This is a genomic window from Bradyrhizobium sp., assembly GCF_035935975.1.
Classification (GTDB): Bacteria; Pseudomonadota; Alphaproteobacteria; order Rhizobiales; family Xanthobacteraceae; genus Bradyrhizobium.
The window spans coordinates 40,116-59,063 of sequence record NZ_DASYWN010000035.1; the positions used below are offsets into that span (position 1 = coordinate 40,116).

Genomic DNA, 18,948 nt, shown 5'->3' on the forward strand with positions numbered 1-18,948 from the left:
AGCCCGGCCGCGGGCATGACGGCGCAATAGGCGGCGGGAGAAAGTCCAAGATGGTCTCTGCAGCGGAACAACTGGCAGCCAATCTCAATTTCGGCGCGTTTGCCAAGGCCGACGAACTGAAGAAGCGCATCTGGTTCACCCTGGGTGCGCTGCTCGTTTATCGGCTCGGGACCTACATCCCGCTGCCCGGCATCGATCCCAACATCTGGGAGCAGGTGTTCCGCTCCCAGGCGGGCGGCATCCTCGGCATGTTCAACATGTTCGCCGGCGGCGGCATCCACCGCATGGCGATCTTCGCGCTGAACATCATGCCCTACATCTCGGCATCGATCATCATCCAGCTCCTCACCACCGTCTCGCCGCAGCTCGAGGCGCTGAAGAAGGAAGGCGAGGCCGGCCGCAAGACGCTGAACCAGTATACCCGCTACCTGACGGTGATCCTGGCCGCGTTCCAGTCCTACGGCATCGCGGTGGGCCTCGAAGGCGCCGGCAACGTCGTCAGCGACCCCGGCATGTTCTTCCGCCTCTCCACGGCGATCACGCTGACCGGCGGCACCATGTTCCTGATGTGGCTGGGCGAGCAGATCACCTCGCGCGGCATCGGCAACGGCATCTCGCTGATCATTCTCTCCGGCATCGTCGCCGAGCTGCCCGCGGCGCTCGCCAACATGCTCGAGCTCGGCCGTCAGGGCGCGATGTCGACCGGCCTGATCCTGGTCGTCATCATCATGGCGGTCGCCGTGATCGCCTTCATCGTGTTCATGGAGCGCGCCCAGCGCCGGCTGCTGATCCAGTATCCGAAGCGCCAGGTCGGCAACAAGATGTTCGAGGGCCAGTCCTCGCATCTGCCGCTCAAGCTCAACACCTCGGGCGTGATCCCGCCGATCTTCGCGTCCTCGCTGCTGCTGCTGCCGACCACGGTCGCGAACTTCAACGCCGGCAGCGGGCCGGAATGGTTCCAGTGGATCACCACCCAGCTCGGCCACGGCCGTCCGCTGTTCCTGATCCTCTATCTCGCGCTGATCGTGTTCTTCGCGTTCTTCTACACCGCGATCGTGTTCAACCCGACCGAGACCGCGGACAATCTGAAGAAGCACGGCGGCTTCATTCCGGGCATCCGTCCGGGCGAGCGCACCGCCGAATATATCGACTACGTGCTGTCGCGCATCACCGTGCTGGGTGCGATCTATCTGGCGATCGTCTGCTTGATCCCGGAAATCCTGATCTCCTACGCCTCGGTGCCATTCTACTTCGGCGGCACCTCGCTGCTGATCGTGGTCAGCGTCACCATGGACACGGTGGCGCAGGTGCAGGGCTATCTGCTGGCCCATCAGTATGAAGGCCTGATCCGGAAGTCGAAGCTGCGCGGCCGTCGCAGGTGAGCAGGGAGCTCGCGCGCCGAATCGGTTTCACGATCGGCGCGCTGCTCCTTTTCAGGCTCGGCACGCAGATCCCGATTGCGGGGTTGGATGTTTCGCGCCTCGCGTCGTTGCCCAACTTCAACGTCCGCCTTTCGCTGTTTTCGCTCGGCCTCATTCCCTATCTGACTGCGGCGATCTTTATCCGGTTGCTGTCGGTGGTGTGGCGCGGCCTCAATTCGCTCGAACGCTCGGGCGAGGACGGCCGACGCAAGATAGCCCGTGCCACGCTCGGCCTCACGCTCGCGCTTGCTGTCTTTCAAGCCTACGGCATCGCCTCCGCATTGATCTCGATTCCGGAGCTCGTCAGGAATCCTGACGGCTGGTTTGTCGTGACGGCGACGGCCTCGATGGTGGGTGGCGTCTTCGTGCTGGTGTGGCTCAGCGAACAGATGACCCGCTACGGCATCGGCAACGGCCTGGCGCTGATCCTGAGCGTCGGCATGCTCGTCACCCTGCCGCGAGACGTCGCCGGCATCGCAGATGTCGTGCGGAGCGGGGCGGTCTCGGGCAATCTCGTATTCATCCACGCGGTGCTCTGGGTCGTGACCGTCGCCATGATTGTGCTCGTCGAAGGCGCGCGGCGAAATGTCCGGGTTGCGTTCGGCGCGGTCAATGTCGGCGCGCGGCAATTGCCGGCGCGCGCCGGGGTGCTGCCGATCAAGCTCAACAGCGCCGGGTTCCTGATTCCCGTCAGCGTGGCGCCGTGGATATTCTTTCTGCCGCTCGCCTTTGCGGGCTTCATCCTGGGCGGCGATCATCCTCTGATCGCGGCAGCCTACCGGCATCTCCAGCTGGGGCAGCCGGCGCACATGATCCTCGTGTCGATCGCCGTGTTCGTGCTCGCCTTCGTCTACACGGCGTATGTCGTCGACCCCGAAGACACGGCCAAATCCCTGGCGCAGCGTGATGGCACAATTCCCGGTGTCGCGTCGGGCGAGGCGACGGCCGACTATCTCGATCGCGTCGTGTCATTGACGACGGTCGTCGGAGCCGTCTACCTGACTGCGTTGCAGTTGATTCCGGAGGTCTTCGAGCTTTACGGGATCGGTTTGCCTTATAGTATGGTCGTCAATGGTGGTGCGGCGCTGGTTGTGGTTTGCACTGTCCTTGATATCAAAACACAGGTGCGCGACGTATCGCTCACCAATCCGGGGGGCGTACGCCGATGAGAATTATACTTCTGGGACCGCCGGGATCGGGCAAGGGGACCCAGGCGCAGCTGCTGGTGCAGCGCTATGGCATCGTCCAGCTCTCGACCGGTGAAATGCTGCGCGCGGCCGTGGCGGCGGGAACGCCGGTCGGGCTGAAGGCCAAGGAGATCATGGCCAGCGGCGGCCTGGTCCCCGACGAGATTGTGGTGGGGATCATCTCCGACCGCGTCGACCAGCCGGACGCCAAGAACGGCTTCATCCTCGACGGCTTCCCGCGCACCGTGCCGCAGGCCGAGGCGCTGGATGAACTGCTCAAGCACAAGCATCTCAAGCTCGATGCGGTGATCGAGCTCCGGGTCAACGAGAGCGCGCTTTTGAGCCGCGTCGAGACCCGCGTCGCCCAGATGCGGGAGCGCGGGGAGGAGGTCCGGGTCGACGACACCCCGGAGGTCCTGACCAAGCGACTTGCCAGCTACCGCAACCAGACGGAGCCGCTGATTCACTACTATTCCGAGCGGCGGAAGCTCTCCACCATCGACGGCATGATGGCCATCGACGAGGTCACCCGCGCCATCCACCGCCAGCTCCTGGCGCTCGGGGCGGTGGAACCGAAGACCCATGCCCGCAGCGCGGCCAAGGCGGCCCCGGCCAAGAAGGCCAAGCCGGCGAAGAAGTCGGCCAAAAAGCCGGCGAAAGCGGCTAAAAAGGCCGCCAAATCGGCCAAAACCGCCAAAAAGGCGGCCAAGAAGGCCGCCAAGAAAACGACCAAAAAGGTAGCCAAGAAAGCTGCCAAGAAGACCGTCAAAAAAGGTTCGAAGAAGGGACCAAAAAAGGTCACGAAAAAGCGAGCCAAGCGCTAGCAGCGGTTGACGAAAGCCCCCGGAATCCCCTAATAAGCCCCGCATCCAAGTCGGATAGTTTCAGACGATGCCGGGCCCCAGGAAGACCGGGGGTGGGCGTCGTGTTCGCGTTTGTGAACACCTGCCCGAGAACGCAAGCACTTAAAGCCTGATTCCTGACGAGGGATCGGCAACAGGAGAGAAGGTCGTGGCCCGTATTGCCGGCGTGAACATTCCCACCAACAAGCGCGTGCTGATCGCGCTCCAGTACATCCATGGCATCGGCCCGAAGATCGCCGGTGACATCATCGAGAAGGTGAAGATCCCCGAGGATCGTCGCGTCAATCAGCTCAGCGACGCCGAAGTGCTTCAGATCCGCGAAGTGATCGACCGCGACTATCTCGTCGAGGGCGACCTGCGTCGTGAAGTCGGCATCAACATCAAGCGTCTGATGGACCTCGGCTGCTATCGCGGCCTGCGTCATCGTCGCGGTCTGCCGGTGCGCGGTCAGCGGACCCACACCAATGCGCGTACGCGCAAGGGTCCGGCCAAGGCCATCGCCGGCAAGAAGAAGTAAGTTTTCGAATCCAATCGCGGCGTGTGGCGATGCGGGGAGACCCGTTCGCCACGCGCTTTTCGTTCCACAGGTGTAGCCGCTGGCATTACGGCGGCGTTTGAGATCTCCAGGAAAGGTCATCAATGGGCAAGGAAGCCACCCGCGTTCGCCGTCGTGAGCGCAAGAACATCGCCTCCGGCGTTGCGCACGTGAACTCGTCGTTCAACAACACGACCATCACCATCACCGACGCGCAGGGCAATACGATTGCCTGGTCCTCCGCCGGCACGATGGGCTTCAAGGGCTCGCGCAAGTCGACCCCGTACGCCGCGCAGGTTGCCGCCGAAGACGTGTCGAAGAAGGCGCAGGAGCACGGCATGCGCACGCTGGAAGTCGAAGTCGCCGGTCCCGGTTCGGGCCGCGAGTCGGCGCTCCGCGCTCTGCAGGCCGCGGGCTTCACCGTCACCTCGATCCGCGACGTGACCACGATCCCGCACAACGGTTGCCGTCCCCGTAAGCGCCGGCGCGTTTGATACCAAGTTGCGGGCGCATCGGCGCCCGCAATGACTTTTGCAAGAAGCCGCGGGTGCGACCTGCGGCCTTTCTCCAACGCCAGTGTCTGCAACGGCAGTTCGACTGGCCTGTATGGGTGAAACAGTGACGATCCAGAAAAATTGGCAAGAACTGATTCGGCCGAACAAGCTCCAGATTCAGCCCGGTAGCGATTCGACCCGCTTTGCGACCATCGTCGCCGAGCCGCTCGAGCGTGGCTTCGGCCAGACCCTCGGCAACGCGCTGCGCCGCATCCTGCTCTCCTCGCTCCAGGGCGCGGCGGTGCAGTCGGTGCACATCGACGGCGTGCTGCACGAGTTCTCCTCGATCGCTGGCGTCCGTGAGGACGTCACCGACATCGTGCTCAACATCAAGGACATCTCGATCAAGATGCAGGGCGAAGGCCCCAAGCGCATGGTCGTGAAGAAGCAGGGCCCGGGCGTCGTCACCGCCGGCGACATCCAGACCGTGGGCGATGTCGTGGTGCTCAATCCGGACCTCCAGATCTGCACGCTCGACGAGGGCGCCGAGATCCGCATGGAGTTCACAGTCTCGACCGGCAAGGGCTACGTGCCCGCCGAGCGCAACCGTCCCGAGGACGCGCCGATCGGCCTGATCCCGGTCGACAGCCTGTACTCGCCGGTCCGCAAGGTCTCCTACAAGGTCGAGAACACCCGCGAGGGCCAGATCCTCGACTACGACAAGCTGACCATGACGATCGAGACCAACGGCGCGCTGACGCCGGATGACTCGGTGGCTTACGCCGCCCGCATCCTGCAGGATCAGCTCAACGTGTTCGTCAACTTCGAAGAGCCGCGCAAGGAAGTCGCCCAGGAGATCATCCCGGACCTCGCCTTCAACCCGGCCTTCCTCAAGAAGGTGGACGAGCTCGAGCTGTCGGTGCGTTCGGCCAACTGCTTGAAGAACGACAACATCGTCTATATCGGCGACCTCGTGCAGAAGTCGGAAGCGGAAATGCTCCGCACCCCGAACTTCGGCCGCAAGTCGCTGAACGAGATCAAGGAAGTGCTGGCCCAGATGGGTCTGCATCTCGGCATGGAAGTGCCGGGCTGGCCGCCGGAGAATATCGACGAGCTCGCCAAGCGCTTCGAAGATCATTACTGATCGACTTCACTGTCGCGGCCGGAGAAATCTGGCCGCGATTTTTATGGGCGAACGCAGGAAGCCCACCTGAGCAACTGGTCCGACGAACCGTCGCGGCAGTTCATACGTAAGGAATAGAGACATGCGTCACGGCAAGGTTCATCGGAAGCTCAATCGCACAGCCGAGCATCGCCGCGCGATGTTCGCCAACATGTGCGCCGCGCTGATCAAGCACGAGCAGATCGTCACCACGCTCCCGAAGGCGAAGGAATTGCGCCCGATCGTGGAGAAGCTGATCACCCTCGGCAAGAAGGGCGGACTGGCCATGCGCCGTCAGGCCATCTCCGAGATGCGCGACAAGGATCAGGTCAAGAAGCTGTTCGACACCCTCGCGCCCCGCTACAAGGACCGCCAGGGCGGCTACACCCGCATCATCAAGGCCGGCTTCCGCTACGGCGACAACGCCGCGATGGCCGTGATCGAGTTCGTCGATCGCGACGTCGATGCCAAGGGCCAGGATTCGGGCCCGGTGCAGGAGAAGGAAGCCGAGGCGGCGTAAGCCTGCAGGTACCAAGGTTTCAGAAAGCGGCGCCCCTGGGCGCCGCTTTTTTGTATGGCGCGGCGATTTCTCAGGCTGCGCACGATGATTTTGCGGACGCGGATTTGTTTGGGGGATTCGATGAGGGCCAAGATCGCCATTGCACTCGCGCTGCTGACGTCGCCGGCCATGGGCGAGACGCTGGCCGAGCGCGGCGCCTATCTCGTCAACAGCGTGATGGTCTGCCACAACTGCCACACGCCGCGCGGGCCGCAAGGGCTCGACCTCTCGCGCGCACTCTCCGGCGGCAGCCAGGTTTTTGACGAACCCGCCTTCAAGGTCTCCGGCTCCAACATCACGCCGGACAAGGACACCGGCATCGGCAATTGGAGCGATGCCGAGCTGAAGCATTTCCTCGTCAGCGGTGTCAGGCCCAACGGCACCAAGGTCGCGCCGATCATGCCGACCGCGTTCTACACGGTCCTCACCGCCCGCGATCTCGATGCGCTCGCTGCTTACCTGCGCTCGGTACCGCCGGTACGGCACGAGACGCCGGCGCCGGAATACAGGATCGCCTTGAAGCCGGAAGTGCCGACCTATGCCGGCAAGCAAGCGAACGAGGCCGAGCTGTCGGACAAGCTTGCGCGCGGCCGTTATCTGCTCACCATCGCCCATTGCCTCGAATGCCACACGCCGGAAGGCCCGTCCGTCGTGCACGATTTCGCGGCCGCGAGCGGCAAGGGCGGCCGCACCTTCAGGGGGCCGTGGGGCGAATCCATCTCGCCCAACATCACCGCCGATCCCGCGGCAGGCCTTGGCCAGTGGAGCGACGACGAAATCAAACGTGCGATTACGCAAGGTGTGGCGCGCGACGGTCGCAAGCTCAAGCCGCCGATGGCGTATGCTGCCTATGCCAGCATGACGCCGCAGGATCTCGATGCCATCGTCGCCTTTGTACGGACATTGCCGCCGAAGAAGTAGGTGCCGTAGGGTGGGCAAAGGCGCAAAGCGCCGTGCCCACCATTCCATCCGTATCCCGCGCTGACTTGGTGGGCACGCTTCCGCCTTCGCTCGTCGAGCTACGGCGGACAAGCCGCTTTGCGCGCCCGACAAGCTCACGCATCGGTGAGCGGTGATTGCAGCTGGCTGCGCAGCGCACGATATGCGCATCAACCTCAATGGAGACGACGTATGAAGATCGACCTTTCCGGCAAGACCGCCCTCGTGACCGGCTCGACCGCCGGCATCGGCCATGCCATCGCCAGGGGCCTTGCCGGCTCGGGCGCCAGCGTGGTCATCAACGGGCGCGGCCAGGACAAGGTCGATGCGGCCGTGCGCAAGCTGGAAGCAACGGGCGCCAAGGTGCGCGGCATCGCCGCCGACGTCTCGACCGCTGCGGGCTGCAAGGCCCTCGTTGCGGCGCTGCCCGAGGTCGACATCCTCATCAATAATGCCGGCATCTTCGAGCCCAAGGACTTCTTCGAGATCCCGGACGAGGACTGGAGCCGCTTCTTCGAGGTCAACGTGATGAGCGGCGTGCGGCTGTCGCGCGCGTACATGAAGGGCATGCTGAAGCGCAACTGGGGCCGCATCGTCTTCATCTCCTCGGAGTCCGGGCTGAACATTCCCGTCGAGATGATCCACTACGGCATGAGCAAGACGGCCCAGCTCTCGGTGGCGCGCGGCCTCGCGCAGCTCACCCGCGGCACCGGCGTCACGGTGAACTCGGTGCTGCCTGGCCCGACCATGTCCGAGGGCGTCGAGACTTTCGTGAAGGATCTCGCCAAGCAGAACGGCCAGTCGGTCGACGAAGCCGCCGCCAATTTCGTCAAGCAGCATCGCCCGAGCTCGCTGATCCAGCGCTTCGCCAGTGTCGACGAGATCGCCAACATGGTGGTCTATGTTTCGTCGAAGGAAGCGTCCGCCACCAATGGCGCGGCCCTGCGGGCGGAAGGCGGCATCGTCAATACGATCGCCTGAGGTCGGCCCATGCCGGCCTATGTGATCTCCGAAGTCGAGATGCGCGATCCCGACGGATTTGAGGCCTATCGCGTGCTCGCCGCGAAGACGATCGCGCAGTATGACGGCCGCTATCTCGTCCGCGGCGGCAAGGCGGAACTGGCCGAAGGCGATTTGCCGCCGAAGGCCATCGTCATCGTCGAATTTCCGTCGATGGCGAGGCTGAAGCAATGGTACACTTCGCCGGAATATGCCGAGGCGTTGAAGATCCGCGCCGGCGCCCTGGAGCGCCGGCTGCTGTTCGTCGAGGGCGTGGTTCCGGCCTAGCTGGTCTGCCCACTTACCGCTTCAATTCGGGGCGCGACCGGCTAAAACGAGGGCTCCATGCTCTGGCCCCTCTCGACCCGCCACAAGCGCCTGTTCAGGCTGACATCTGCGCGATGGCAGCGGCGGGCGATCTTTTTGCTCGGCGGGATCGGGGTCGGCGCTGCGGCGGTGGCACTGGCGCAGCTCGCCGATCTCGCGCAGCATGCCTTTACGCTCCTTTTGGCGAAGTCGCGCTATGCCGTGCTGGCGGTGACGCCGCTCGGCTTCATGTTGTCGGCCTATCTGACCATCCGTCTGTTTCCGAATGCGCAGGGCAGTGGCATCCCGCAGGCGATCGCCGCGCGGCACCTGACCGATCAGGCGGCGCGCGAGAGCCTGGTCTCGATCCGGATCGCGATCGGCAAGGTGATCTTCACCCTGTTCGGGCTGTTGTGCGGCGCTTCCGTGGGGCGGGAAGGGCCGACCGTTCAGGTCGGCGCCTCCATCATGTTTGCGCTTGGCCGTGTCTCGCCGCGCCGCCAACCCGGGTTGATCCTGGCCGGCGCCGCCGCCGGCGTCGCTGCGGCCTTCAACACGCCACTTGCGGGAATCGTCTTCGGCATCGAGGAGATGAGCCGCGCTTTCGAGACCCGTACATCCAGCCTCATCATTGCAGCCGTCATCGCGGCCGGTCTGACTTCGCTCGCGCTGGCCGGCAATTACGCCTATTTCGGCAGCAGCGCGATGTCGCTGGCACGTGGTGCCGACTGGCTGGCTGTTCCGCTGTGTGGCGTGGCCGGCGGTCTCGCGGGCGGCCTGTTCAGCCGCCTCGTCATCGCCATGGCGCGCGGTTTCAAGAACCCGCTCGGCCGTACGATCAAAGGCCATCCGCTCTGGTTCGCGTTTGCCTGCGGCCTCGCTGTTGCGATTTGCGGCCTCGTGTCCGGGGATACGATCTACGGCACAGGCTATGAGCAGGTGAAGACAGCGCTGGAGCAGGGCTCGCCGCTGCCGCGAGACTTCGGCGTCCTCAAGCTTCTGGCTACCAGCTTCGCCGCGATCAGCGGCATACCGGGCGGCATCTTCTCGCCGTCGCTTGCCGTCGGCGCCGGTATCGGTAGCAATATCGCGGCGTTCTTCCACGACGCGCCGCTCGGTGCGATCATGCTGCTCGGCATGGTCTCGTATTTCGCCGGCGTCGTGCAGGCGCCGATCACCGCCTTCGTGATCGTGACCGAGATGACCGATAATCACGGCATGGTCGTGCCGTTGATGACGGCCGCGCTGATCGCGCATTTTGTCTCGCGGATGATCTGCGAGGAGGGTATCTATCACGCGCTCGCGAAAGGCTTCGTCGAGCGCGCGACGCGTCCGCGCGACAGGGAGGGAAGATGAGCCGTTTCTGGAGCAGCTTGACGCATGACTTGAAGCCCTACGTGCCGGGTGAACAGCCCCGCATCGCGGACCTGGTCAAGCTCAACACCAACGAGAACCCGCTCGGTCCGTCGCCGCGGGCGCTGGAGGCGATCCGCGAGGCGGCAGCCGATACGCTGCGTCTCTATCCGGACCCGCAGGCGAGCGCGCTGCGGGTCTCGCTGGCCGCCTATCACGGCGTGAAACCCGAGCAGGTGTTCGTCGGCAATGGCTCGGACGAGGTGCTGGCGCATGCCTTCGTCGCCCTGCTGAAGCAGGATGCGCCGCTGCTGTTTCCCGACATCACCTACAGTTTCTATCCGGTCTATTGCCGTCTGTTCGGCATTGCCTACGAGACCGTGCCGCTCGATCCGGCCATGCAAATCCGGCTCGCCGATTATCGCCGGCCGACTGGGGCGATCATCGTTCCAAATCCGAACGCGCCGACGGGCATCGCGCTGTCTCGCGCCGAGATCACGCGGCTACTGGAAGAGCATCCTGACGTGCCCGTGGTCGTCGACGAGGCCTATGTCGACTTCGGCGCCGAGACCGCTACTCCGCTGGTTGCGTCCCATCGGAATCTCCTGGTCGTGCAGACCATGTCCAAGTCGCGCGCTCTCGCCGGACTTCGGGTCGGATATGCGATCGGCGATGCCGATCTGATCGATGGGCTCACGCGCGTGAAGGACAGCTTCAATTCATATCCGCTCGGCCGGCCGGCTCAGGCCGGTGCGATCGCCTCGCTGGAGGACGAGCCCTATTTCCAGCACGGCCGCCTCCGTGTGATCGAGGGCAGGGAGCGACTGACCCGCGGACTGAAGGAAGCCGGCTTCGAGGTGCTGCCGTCCCTGGCCAACTTCGTCTTCGCGCGCCATCCTGCGCATGAGGGTGCCGCGCTCGCGGCGGCGCTGCGGGAGCAGGCGGTGATCGTCCGCCACTTTTCCGCACCTCGCATCTCGGACTATCTGCGGATCACCGTGGGCACGGATGAGCAGATCGACCGTCTGTTGTCGGCGTTGTCGCGGATCCTGAGCTAGCGATAGAAATCGTAGTGTGGGCAAAGCGGCTTGTCCGCCGTAGCTCGAAGAGCGAAGGCGGAAGCGTGCCCACGATTTCTCAGCCGTCCGTTGCGAGATGGTGGGCACGGCGCAAGTGCGCCTTTGCCCACCCTACGCACCGGCGACGTGGTCGCCTACCACCCCTCCAGCACGATCTTGCCGCGTGACTTGCCGCTCTCGAGCAGCGCATGGGCGCGCTTGAGATTGGCCGCGTTGATCGTGCCGAAGGTCTGGTCGAGCGTGGTGCGCAGCACGCCCTTGTCGATGAGGTCGGCGACGTCGTCGAGCAGATGATGCTGCGCGATCATGTCCGGCGTCTGGAACGAGGAGCGCGTGAACATCGATTCCCAATGCACCGAGATCGCCTTGCCCTTGAAGGTGCTCATGGTGAATTCCGGCGGATCGTCGATCAGGCCGAACCGGCCCTGCGGCGCCATGAAGTCGGCGATGCTCTTGTAGTGCTGGTCGGTGAAGGTGAGGCTCGCCACCAGCGCGACGGGCGGCAGCTTCAGCTTCTCGACCTGCTCCTTCATCGGCTTGCCGTGGTCGATCACCGCATGCGCGCCGAGATCGAGGCACCATTTTTGCGACTCCGGCCGCGTCGCGGTCGCAAGCACTGTCAGCCCAGTGAGGCGGCGCGCAAGCTGGATCAGGATCGAGCCGACGCCGCCGGCGCCGCCCGTGATCAGCAGCGTGCGCGGATCGACGCTCTTGCCGGGCACGGCGCCGAGCCGGTCGAACAGCAGTTCCCACGCGGTGATGGAGGTGAGGGGGAGAGCGGCGGCCTGCGCGAACGACAGGCTCTTCGGCTTGTTGCCGACGATGCGCTCGTCGACCAGGTGGAATTCGGCGTTGGTGCCCTGGCGCAGGATCGAGCCGGCGTAGAACACCTCATCGCCCGGCTTGAACAGCGTGACGTCGGGGCCGACGGCATCGACCACGCCGGCGGCGTCATAGCCGAGAATCTTGGTCTCGCCCTCGGGCGGGGCGGCGCGCTTGCGCACCTTGTAATCGACCGGATTGGCCGAGATCGCCTTCACGGCGACGCGGATGTCGCGCCCCTTGGGCTCGGGCTTCGCGGTCTCGAAATCGATCAGCGCGTCCTGATCCTCGATCGGAAGCGATTTCTTGTAGCCGACGGCCTTCATGGCTTGTCTCCATCAGATGGCGCCCAGCTTGTGACGTGCGCCTGACCTGCTAACTGTCCCGCTGGCTCCAATTTGGCAAGTACTGTAAATTTGGGGATATAGTCCCTGTTTGGATACTAATGGGAAAACACGCATGAAACGGCGCGACTTTGCCCGTCGTCCCGGCTGCTCGGTCGAGGCGACGCTGGATCTCATCGACGGCAAATGGAAGGGCGTGATCCTCTATCACCTGCAAAGCGGCACCCAGCGCTTCGGCGAGTTGCGCCGCCGGATGCCCGGCATCACCCAGCGCATGCTGACAAAGCAGCTTCGCGCGCTGGAGGAGGACGACCTCGTCATCCGCAAGGTCTATGCCGAGGTGCCGCCGCGCGTGGAGTATTGCCTCTCCGAGCTCGGCGAAAGCCTCAAGCCGGTGATCGACATCCTGAAGGCCTGGGGCGAGAGCCACCAGCAGCGGCTGTCCTGCGCGCCGCCGCCGGTGGTCGTGAAGAAGAAGCGCGCGGCGTGAACATCCGGGAGCGGCATGCCGCTCCCGGATGGGGCAGTCTTAGAACGCGACCTGCGTGCGCATTGCCACCGCATTGAACGACGAGCCCGTGTTCACCGCGGAGACGGCGCTCGCCTGCCTGGAGATGTCGCCGTGCAGATAGTCGAGCATGAAGCGGACGTTGTTGTTGACGTACCAGTTCAGCGCGGCGGTGTAGATGGTCTGCCGTCCGCCTGCGATGCCGGCCGCGGTCGCAAGCTGATCGTTCAGGTTCATCGTGCTCACGCGTCCTGCGATTTCCCAGGCGCCCCAGCCGCCACCGGCCAGTGAGAAGGGATTCGCCGGCTTGACGCCGCCGTACGCGGCGTTCGCCGCATTGTAGGCACGGCTCTCACCGGTCAGCACATAGCCGACCTGTGCGTAGCCGCCTTCGAATTTCAGGCTCGTCGCGCCGAACGGCGGCAGGCCGGTGTTCGCGCTGCGGTCGATGTTGAACCAGTAATATTCGCCCTGCGCGATGAACGGACCATAGGTCGCGGCCGCCTCGACGCCGTAGACCTGCGCGCCCGATACGTTGGCGATCGCACCGGTCGAGATCAACGTCGTCGGATCGATCCGCAGCTCGGGCCGGTCGCTCAGCGTGAGCGTCTGTGCCTGCGTCACCAGATTGCGCGGCGGCTGGATCAGCCATTCCGCATCGGCGCCGATATGGACGGAATAGCCGTTGCCACTGATCGGGTTGCCGGCGACACGGACGACCGCGCCATATTGCTCGCTGGTGCCTGGCGGAGAGACGCTGGAGGCGGAGTGGATCTGGCCCGTGGTCGGCCCGGTGACATAGGCGCCCACCCATAGCTGGTCGGTCCACCAGCGGGTGCCGATCGCCGAACGGAAATCGCCGGCTGCGATGTTCTGCGCGATGAGGCCGGACGAGGCGCGCTCCATGAACATGATGTCGTTGGAGCTGGTGGATTCGTCGAGCGTCCAGGGGATGTCCATGATGCCGGCCTCGATCGACATCTTGCCGCCGAACGGCTTGAGACCGGTGTAGCTCAGATACGCATTTTCGATGCCCGATGTCCCGCCGCCCGGCAGGAAGCCCACCGCGGTGCCGCCGGCGGCGCCGGTGCCGCCAAAACCGTCGGACGAGCCGCCGAAGTCGTAGATCAGGGCGTAATTCCAGTCGCCGAAGAACTTGCCGACGATGCCGATACGCGCGCGGCGGACGTTTTCGCCGCTGTCGAGCTGTTGCGGCGTCGTTGCTGCCGTGTTGGGACGATAATTATACCCGCCGACATCCCAGTGCACGCGGCTCGTGATGGCGACACAGTTCTGCTCGTCCGCAGTGCAGATGGTCGGACGGTTGTTCGGCATCGTGACGACGACGCCGGACGGAGCCACCGGTCCCTTGACCGGGATTGCCGCGTTCGCGTTGGCGACGACCGCTTTCGCCTCCGAACGCGCCTCGGCCTTCGCTTCAGCCTTTGCTTCGGCTTTGGCCCTCGCGGTGGCCGCCGTGTTCGCAGCGGTCTGGCTCTGCAGCTTGTCGAGCTTCTGCTCCAGCAACTTCAATTGCTGCTTCAGCAGTGCGATCTCCTGCTCGCTGCTGCTGGCCGATTGAGCCTGGGCCTGCGAGGCCGCCAGCACGCCGGCGAGACCAATCGCCGTGGCTGCCATTCTTGTCCTGCTCACGATACGCCTCCGTCGTTTTTGATGAACTTCCCCAAGTCGTGGCGGAGAGCCTAGGTAGGATCGATGACTGCCCCGCGACGGTGCACCCCGGTTGCGTGGTTCCCACTGGTGCAAATTCGCCGCAACCGAATCCGCCACCGAACAGAATGCTGGATGATGCGTGTCATGCCAATCTGTCGCGCCAAGGCGACTTGCGATTTCGCACGGAGGCTTGCATTCCGGCGACACCCGGAAGGGGGTGAATAATGGCGCCTGGCGGCCTTCTATTGGCGGGCGAACGCGCCTATATTCCGGCGTCTTTTCCGAGAGGTAGGAATGTTTCGATCGACCTGGACCGCCGCCATCGTCACGGCATTGTGCATAGCGTTTTCGGCCCACTTCCACCCTGCTGCGGCGCAGGACCGCCGTGTCCCGTCGTCGTCGGCCGAGCTGCGGCTGTCCTATGCGCCGATCGTGCAGCGGGTGCAGCCGGCGGTCGTCAATGTCTATGCCGCCAAGGTGGTGCAGAACCGCAATCCGCTGCTCGACGACCCGCTTTTCCGCCGCTTCTTCGGCGTGCCGGGCCAGCAGCAGGAGCAGGTGCAGCGTTCGCTCGGCTCGGGCGTGATCGTCGATTCCTCCGGGCTCGTGGTCACCAACGTTCATGTGATCGAAGGTGCCGACCAGGTGAAGGTGTCGCTGTCGGACAAGCGCGAGTTCGAGGCCGAGATCGTGCTGAAGGATTCGCGCACCGATCTCGCGGTGTTGCGGCTGAAGGATTCGAAAGAGAAGTTTCCGGCGCTCGAATTCACCAATTCGGACGAGCTGATGGTCGGCGACGTCGTGATGGCGATCGGCAACCCCTTCGGCGTCGGCCAGACCGTGACCCACGGCATCATCTCGGCGCTGGCGCGCACGCAGGTCGGCATCACCGACTACCAGTTCTTCATTCAGACCGATGCGGCGATCAATCCCGGCAATTCCGGCGGCGCGCTGGTCGACATGAACGGCCGGCTGGCCGGCATCAACACCGCGATCTATTCGCGCTCCGGCGGCTCGCAGGGCATCGGCTTTGCGATCCCCGCCAACATGGTGCGCGTCGTCGTCGCCTCCGCCAAGAGCGGCGGCAAGGCGGTGAAGCGTCCGTGGCTCGGCGCGAAGCTGCAGGCGGTGACGCCCGAGATCGCAGAGAGCCTCGGCCTGCGCTCGCCGACCGGCGCGCTGGTCGCAAGCGTGGTGTCGAGTGGCCCCGCGGCGAAGGCCGGCCTGAAATCCTCCGATCTCATCACCGGCATCGACGGCCAGACCGTGGATGATCCCAACGCCTTCGACTATCGCTTCGCCACCCGTCCGCTCGGCGGCACTGCGCAGATCGACGTGCAGCGCGGCGGCAAGCCGGTCAAGCTGACGGTGGCGCTGGAGACCGCGCCCGACACGGGGCGCAGCGAGCTCGTGATCACCGCGCGTTCGCCGTTCCAGGGCGCGAAGGTCTCGACCATCACGCCGGCGGTCGCTGACGAGCTGCACCTCGACGCCGACACCGAAGGCGTCGTGATCGCCGATCTCGGCGGCGACAGCGCGGCTGCGAATGTCGGCTTCCAGAAGGGCGACATCATCCTGGCCGTGAACAACCAGAAGATCAGCAAGACCGGCGATCTCGAGAAGGCCGCGGGCGAGCGCCCCCGGATCTGGCGCATCACGCTGGTGCGCAACGGTCAGCAGATCAACGTCACGCTGGGCGGATGAGTTCGAAGCGACCACAGGAGACGCCAACTCTCTTTGCCGCGGCGGGGCTCGATCACGAGGCTCCGCATCCGCTGCCGGACCGGCTGCGCCCGCGCGCGCTGTCGGAGGTCGTGGGCCAGGACCACATCCTCGGGCCTGATGGCGCGCTGACGCGCATGCTGGAGACGCGCACGCTGGGCTCGCTGGTGTTCTGGGGCCCGCCCGGCACCGGCAAGACCACGGTGGCGCGGCTGCTGGCCGATGCCACGGACCTGCATTTCGAGCAGATCTCCGCGGTGTTCTCCGGCGTCGCGGATTTGAAGAAGGCCTTTGACGCCGCACGTGCTCGCCGCGAGATGGGCAAGGGCACGTTGCTGTTTGTCGACGAGGTGCATCGCTTCAACCGTGCCCAGCAGGACTCGTTTCTGCCCGTGATGGAAGACGGCACGGTGGTGATGGTCGGCGCCACCACCGAGAACCCGTCCTTCGAGCTCAACGCGGCGCTTTTGTCGCGCGCGCGCGTGCTGGTGTTTCGTTCGCTCGATGCCGCCGCGATCGAAAAGTTGTTCGCGCACGCCGAAGAGGTCGAGGGCAGGAAGCTTCCGCTCGATGCCGAGGCGCGCGCCGTGCTCGTGCGCATGGCCGATGGCGACGGCCGCGCGTCGCTGACGCTCGCCGAAGAGGTGTGGCGTTCGGCGCGCGCGGACGAGATCTTCAATGCCGCGCAGCTGCAGGACATCCTGCAGCGCCGCGCCCCGATCTACGACAAGTCGGCCGACGGCCATTACAACCTGATCTCGGCGCTGCATAAATCGGTGCGCGGCTCCGATCCCGATGCGGCGCTGTATTATCTCGCTCGCATGCTCGATGCCGGCGAGGACCCGCTGTTCCTGGCCCGCCGGGTCGTGCGCATGGCGGTCGAGGATATCGGGCTTGCCGATCCGCAGGCGCTCGTCATCGCCAATGCGGCGAAGGATGCCTTCGACTTCCTCGGCCATCCCGAAGGCGAGCTCGCGATCGCGCAGGCCGTCGTCTATCTCGCCACCGCGCCGAAATCGAACGCGGTCTACACCGCCTTCGGTACGGCAATGCAGGTGGCCAAGCAGGCGGGATCACTGCTGCCGCCGAAACACATCCTGAACTCGCCGACCAAGCTGATGAAGTCGGAAGGCTACGGCACCGGCTACGCATACGACCACGACGCCCCCGACGCCTTCTCCGGCCAGGACTACTTCCCGGAGGCCCTCGGCCGCCAGACCTTCTACGACCCGCCGGAGCGGGGCTTTGAGCGCGAGATCAGGAAGCGGCTGGATTACTGGGCCAAGCTGCGCAAGGAGCGGGGCGGACGGTAGGCATCGAAGCTCGCCGCGGGCGTACATTTACGGTTTACGTAACTCGTAAATCTTGCTAATCGGCAGGAAAATTCCCATGCCCCATGCACCCACACATCCCGGCGAGCATCTTGCCGAAGAGCTGCGCGAACTCGGCATCACGGCCGCGGAGCTGTCACGTCAGATCGACGTGCCGGTTAATCGCATCACCGGCATCATCAACGGGCAGCGCGGCATCACCGCTGACACGGCGCTGCGCCTGGGTCATTGGTTCGGGACGAGCCCGCAATTCTGGATGAACCTGCAACAGCAATATGAGCTGCGGCTGGCGGAGAAGGAGGTGGGTGCGCAGGTTGCGTCGCTGCCCCGACGCCCCAACGCGCAGTCGACACGAAAGCTTGGAAAAACCGCATGAGCCGCCGCATCAAAAGAACCGATCCCAAGCCCCGTTCGCGCGACGAGCGCAAGGAATCGCGCCCGTTCAAGGCGCGAAGCGCGTCAAAGGCAGGACCGCGTCCGGGCGGCAAGCCCGGTGGGAAGTCCGGCGGCAAGCCGCCGCGTTTTGCCGGCGAGCGCGCCGAACGGCGTCCGCCCAAAGCTAAGCCGGAGAGGGCCAAGCTGGAGAGGACCGAGCTGGAAAGAGCTGCGCCCGAAAAGTCCGTCGAGGCGCTGCTGCCGACCAAGGTGCAGACCGTCACGGTGACGGCCGACGAGAACAACATGCGCGTCGATCGTTTCCTCGAGGCGCGCTTTCCCGGCCTGTCGTTCTCCCACATCCAGCGCGTCGTCCGCAAAGGCGAGCTGCGCGTCGACGGCAAGCGCGTCGACAGCAAGGACCGCCTGGAGGAGGGCCAGAGCGTCCGCATTCCGCCGCTGAAGCTCGACGCACCGAAGGTCGTCGGCGAGCTCTCGGAGGCCGCGCAGAAGACGCTCAAGGCGCTGAAGGAGATGACGATCTACGAGGACGACGATGTCCTCGTGCTGAACAAGCCTGCCGGTCTTGCCGTGCAGGGCGGTTCGGGCATGACGCGCCACATCGACCAGATGCTGGAGGTGATGCGCGATTCCAAGGGCCAGAAGCCACGCCTCGTGCACCGCATCGATCGCGAGACCTCAGGCTGTCTGCTGATCGCCAAGACGCGCTTTGCCGCCTCGCATCTGACCGGCGCGTTCCGCTCGCGCTCGGCGCGAAAGGTCTATTGGGCGCTGGTGCCGGGTCTGCCGAAGCCGAAGCAGGGCCGCATCTCGACCTTCCTGGCGAAGGAAGAGAGCGAGGACGACACCATCATGCGCATCGCCCAGCATGGCGACGAAGGCGCGAGCCACGCGGTGACGTATTACGCGGTGGTCGAGACCGCCGGCAACAAACTGACCTGGGTGTCGCTGAAACCGGTGACGGGCCGGACCCATCAGCTCCGCGCCCACATGGAGCATATCGGCCATCCCATCGTCGGCGATCCCAAATATTTCAACATCGAGAACTGGCAACTGCCGGGCGGCCTGCAGAACCGTCTGCATCTGCTCGCGCGCCGCATCGTCATCCCGCATCCGCGCGGCGGCTTTATCGACGCCACCGCGCCGCTGCCGCCGCACATGCAGCAGTCGTGGAATCTGCTCGGGCTGGACGCGAGCCGGTTTGATCCGATCGAGAACGCGCCGGAGGAGTAGGGGCGCGATAGAGCAGGGCAC

At 64.8% G+C, this 18,948-nt stretch carries 19 protein-coding genes; 17 read left to right on the top strand and 2 right to left on the bottom strand.

Going from position 1 to position 18,948, the window contains the following annotated elements:
• Positions 1–50: 50 nt before the first annotated feature.
• The 12 genes from secY (at position 51) to hisC (ending at position 10,876) form a co-directional block, all read left to right on the top strand.
• A complete protein-coding gene (secY, locus tag VGR99_RS19145; protein WP_326900481.1) occupies positions 51–1,382 on the top strand; it encodes a preprotein translocase subunit SecY in 1,332 nt (443 codons plus the stop codon).
• Positions 1,379–2,590: a preprotein translocase subunit SecY gene (locus VGR99_RS19150; RefSeq protein WP_326900482.1), complete on the top strand. Its 1,212-nt coding sequence runs from the start codon at positions 1,379–1,381 to the stop codon at positions 2,588–2,590. Before secY ends, VGR99_RS19150 begins: the two co-directional genes overlap by 4 nt.
• Positions 2,587–3,432, top strand: coding sequence for an adenylate kinase (locus tag VGR99_RS19155; protein ID WP_326900483.1), 846 nt, complete (start codon positions 2,587–2,589; stop codon positions 3,430–3,432). Before VGR99_RS19150 ends, VGR99_RS19155 begins: the two co-directional genes overlap by 4 nt.
• Before the next feature lie 187 nt (positions 3,433–3,619).
• Positions 3,620–3,988 (top strand): 30S ribosomal protein S13, encoded by a 369-nt coding sequence (gene rpsM, locus VGR99_RS19160; RefSeq protein WP_018647258.1) that lies wholly within the window; start codon positions 3,620–3,622, stop codon positions 3,986–3,988.
• Between the two features lie 122 nt (positions 3,989–4,110).
• Positions 4,111–4,500 carry a 30S ribosomal protein S11 gene (gene rpsK / locus VGR99_RS19165; protein WP_007603045.1) on the top strand — a complete coding sequence of 130 codons (390 nt, stop codon included), beginning with the start codon at positions 4,111–4,113 and terminating at the stop codon, positions 4,498–4,500.
• Between the two features lie 112 nt (positions 4,501–4,612).
• On the top strand, positions 4,613–5,644 hold the full coding sequence (locus VGR99_RS19170) for a DNA-directed RNA polymerase subunit alpha (protein ID WP_283025678.1): 1,032 nt from the start codon (positions 4,613–4,615) through the stop codon (positions 5,642–5,644).
• 121 nt (positions 5,645–5,765) lie between these two features.
• The gene (rplQ, locus tag VGR99_RS19175; RefSeq protein WP_008136314.1) at positions 5,766–6,182 is read left to right on the top strand and encodes a 50S ribosomal protein L17; all 417 of its coding nucleotides are present in this window, start codon (positions 5,766–5,768) and stop codon (positions 6,180–6,182) included.
• Between the two features lie 120 nt (positions 6,183–6,302).
• Positions 6,303–7,142, top strand: a complete 840-nt coding sequence (locus VGR99_RS19180) for a c-type cytochrome (RefSeq protein ID WP_326900492.1) — start codon at positions 6,303–6,305, stop codon at positions 7,140–7,142.
• Positions 7,143–7,352: 210 nt separating this feature from the next.
• On the top strand, positions 7,353–8,141 hold the full coding sequence (locus VGR99_RS19185) for an SDR family oxidoreductase (protein ID WP_326900493.1): 789 nt from the start codon (positions 7,353–7,355) through the stop codon (positions 8,139–8,141).
• A gap of 9 nt (positions 8,142–8,150) precedes the next feature.
• Positions 8,151–8,447 carry a DUF1330 domain-containing protein gene (locus VGR99_RS19190; protein ID WP_326900495.1) on the top strand — a complete coding sequence of 99 codons (297 nt, stop codon included), beginning with the start codon at positions 8,151–8,153 and terminating at the stop codon, positions 8,445–8,447.
• 57 nt (positions 8,448–8,504) lie between these two features.
• Positions 8,505–9,821: a chloride channel protein gene (locus VGR99_RS19195; RefSeq protein ID WP_326900497.1), complete on the top strand. Its 1,317-nt coding sequence runs from the start codon at positions 8,505–8,507 to the stop codon at positions 9,819–9,821.
• Positions 9,818–10,876 carry a histidinol-phosphate transaminase gene (hisC, locus tag VGR99_RS19200; RefSeq protein WP_326900499.1) on the top strand — a complete coding sequence of 353 codons (1,059 nt, stop codon included), beginning with the start codon at positions 9,818–9,820 and terminating at the stop codon, positions 10,874–10,876. Before VGR99_RS19195 ends, hisC begins: the two co-directional genes overlap by 4 nt.
• A 155-nt stretch (positions 10,877–11,031) precedes the next feature.
• Here the strand turns inward: hisC and VGR99_RS19205 are convergent, their stop codons facing one another.
• A complete protein-coding gene (locus tag VGR99_RS19205) occupies positions 11,032–12,045 on the bottom strand; it encodes a zinc-binding alcohol dehydrogenase family protein (RefSeq protein WP_326900501.1) in 1,014 nt (337 codons plus the stop codon).
• Between the two features lie 133 nt (positions 12,046–12,178).
• Here VGR99_RS19205 and VGR99_RS19210 point away from each other — a divergent pair, with 133 nt between their 5' ends.
• Positions 12,179–12,553, top strand: a complete 375-nt coding sequence (locus VGR99_RS19210) for a helix-turn-helix domain-containing protein (RefSeq protein ID WP_326900503.1) — start codon at positions 12,179–12,181, stop codon at positions 12,551–12,553.
• Positions 12,554–12,592: 39 nt separating this feature from the next.
• Here the strand turns inward: VGR99_RS19210 and VGR99_RS19215 are convergent, their stop codons facing one another.
• On the bottom strand, positions 12,593–14,224 hold the full coding sequence (locus VGR99_RS19215) for an OprO/OprP family phosphate-selective porin (RefSeq protein ID WP_326900504.1): 1,632 nt from the start codon (positions 14,222–14,224) through the stop codon (positions 12,593–12,595).
• A 315-nt stretch (positions 14,225–14,539) separates the two neighbouring features.
• Between VGR99_RS19215 and VGR99_RS19220 the strand changes: the two genes are divergently transcribed.
• The 4 genes from VGR99_RS19220 (at position 14,540) to VGR99_RS19235 (ending at position 18,927) form a co-directional block, all read left to right on the top strand.
• On the top strand, positions 14,540–15,949 hold the full coding sequence (locus VGR99_RS19220; RefSeq protein WP_326900506.1) for a DegQ family serine endoprotease: 1,410 nt from the start codon (positions 14,540–14,542) through the stop codon (positions 15,947–15,949).
• Positions 15,946–17,280, top strand: coding sequence for a replication-associated recombination protein A (locus tag VGR99_RS19225; protein ID WP_326900508.1), 1,335 nt, complete (start codon positions 15,946–15,948; stop codon positions 17,278–17,280). The genes VGR99_RS19220 and VGR99_RS19225 overlap by 4 nt, the downstream gene beginning before the upstream one ends.
• A 76-nt stretch (positions 17,281–17,356) precedes the next feature.
• Complete coding sequence (locus VGR99_RS19230) at positions 17,357–17,674, top strand: HigA family addiction module antitoxin (RefSeq protein ID WP_326900509.1); 318 nt, start codon at positions 17,357–17,359, stop codon at positions 17,672–17,674.
• Positions 17,671–18,927, top strand: a complete 1,257-nt coding sequence (locus tag VGR99_RS19235) for an RluA family pseudouridine synthase (protein ID WP_326900511.1) — start codon at positions 17,671–17,673, stop codon at positions 18,925–18,927. The genes VGR99_RS19230 and VGR99_RS19235 overlap by 4 nt, the downstream gene beginning before the upstream one ends.
• Positions 18,928–18,948: the final 21 nt, after the last annotated feature.

Excerpts from the sequence above, each read along its gene's own strand:
- secY (WP_326900481.1), top strand. The coding sequence starts at position 51 with ATGGTCTCTGCAGCGGAACAACTGGCAGCCAATCTCAATTTCGGCGCG.
- VGR99_RS19155 (WP_326900483.1), top strand. The coding sequence starts at position 2,587 with ATGAGAATTATACTTCTGGGACCGCCGGGATCGGGCAAGGGGACCCAG.
- rpsK (WP_007603045.1), top strand. The coding sequence starts at position 4,111 with ATGGGCAAGGAAGCCACCCGCGTTCGCCGTCGTGAGCGCAAGAACATC.
- VGR99_RS19170 (WP_283025678.1), top strand. The coding sequence starts at position 4,613 with ATGGGTGAAACAGTGACGATCCAGAAAAATTGGCAAGAACTGATTCGG.
- rplQ (WP_008136314.1), top strand. The coding sequence starts at position 5,766 with ATGCGTCACGGCAAGGTTCATCGGAAGCTCAATCGCACAGCCGAGCAT.
- VGR99_RS19180 (WP_326900492.1), top strand. The coding sequence starts at position 6,303 with ATGAGGGCCAAGATCGCCATTGCACTCGCGCTGCTGACGTCGCCGGCC.
- VGR99_RS19185 (WP_326900493.1), top strand. The coding sequence starts at position 7,353 with ATGAAGATCGACCTTTCCGGCAAGACCGCCCTCGTGACCGGCTCGACC.
- VGR99_RS19190 (WP_326900495.1), top strand. The coding sequence starts at position 8,151 with ATGCCGGCCTATGTGATCTCCGAAGTCGAGATGCGCGATCCCGACGGA.
- VGR99_RS19195 (WP_326900497.1), top strand. The coding sequence starts at position 8,505 with ATGCTCTGGCCCCTCTCGACCCGCCACAAGCGCCTGTTCAGGCTGACA.
- hisC (WP_326900499.1), top strand. The coding sequence starts at position 9,818 with ATGAGCCGTTTCTGGAGCAGCTTGACGCATGACTTGAAGCCCTACGTG.
- VGR99_RS19205 (WP_326900501.1), bottom strand. The coding sequence starts at position 12,045 with ATGAAGGCCGTCGGCTACAAGAAATCGCTTCCGATCGAGGATCAGGAC.
- VGR99_RS19210 (WP_326900503.1), top strand. The coding sequence starts at position 12,179 with ATGAAACGGCGCGACTTTGCCCGTCGTCCCGGCTGCTCGGTCGAGGCG.
- VGR99_RS19220 (WP_326900506.1), top strand. The coding sequence starts at position 14,540 with ATGTTTCGATCGACCTGGACCGCCGCCATCGTCACGGCATTGTGCATA.
- VGR99_RS19225 (WP_326900508.1), top strand. The coding sequence starts at position 15,946 with ATGAGTTCGAAGCGACCACAGGAGACGCCAACTCTCTTTGCCGCGGCG.
- VGR99_RS19230 (WP_326900509.1), top strand. The coding sequence starts at position 17,357 with ATGCCCCATGCACCCACACATCCCGGCGAGCATCTTGCCGAAGAGCTG.
- VGR99_RS19235 (WP_326900511.1), top strand. The coding sequence starts at position 17,671 with ATGAGCCGCCGCATCAAAAGAACCGATCCCAAGCCCCGTTCGCGCGAC.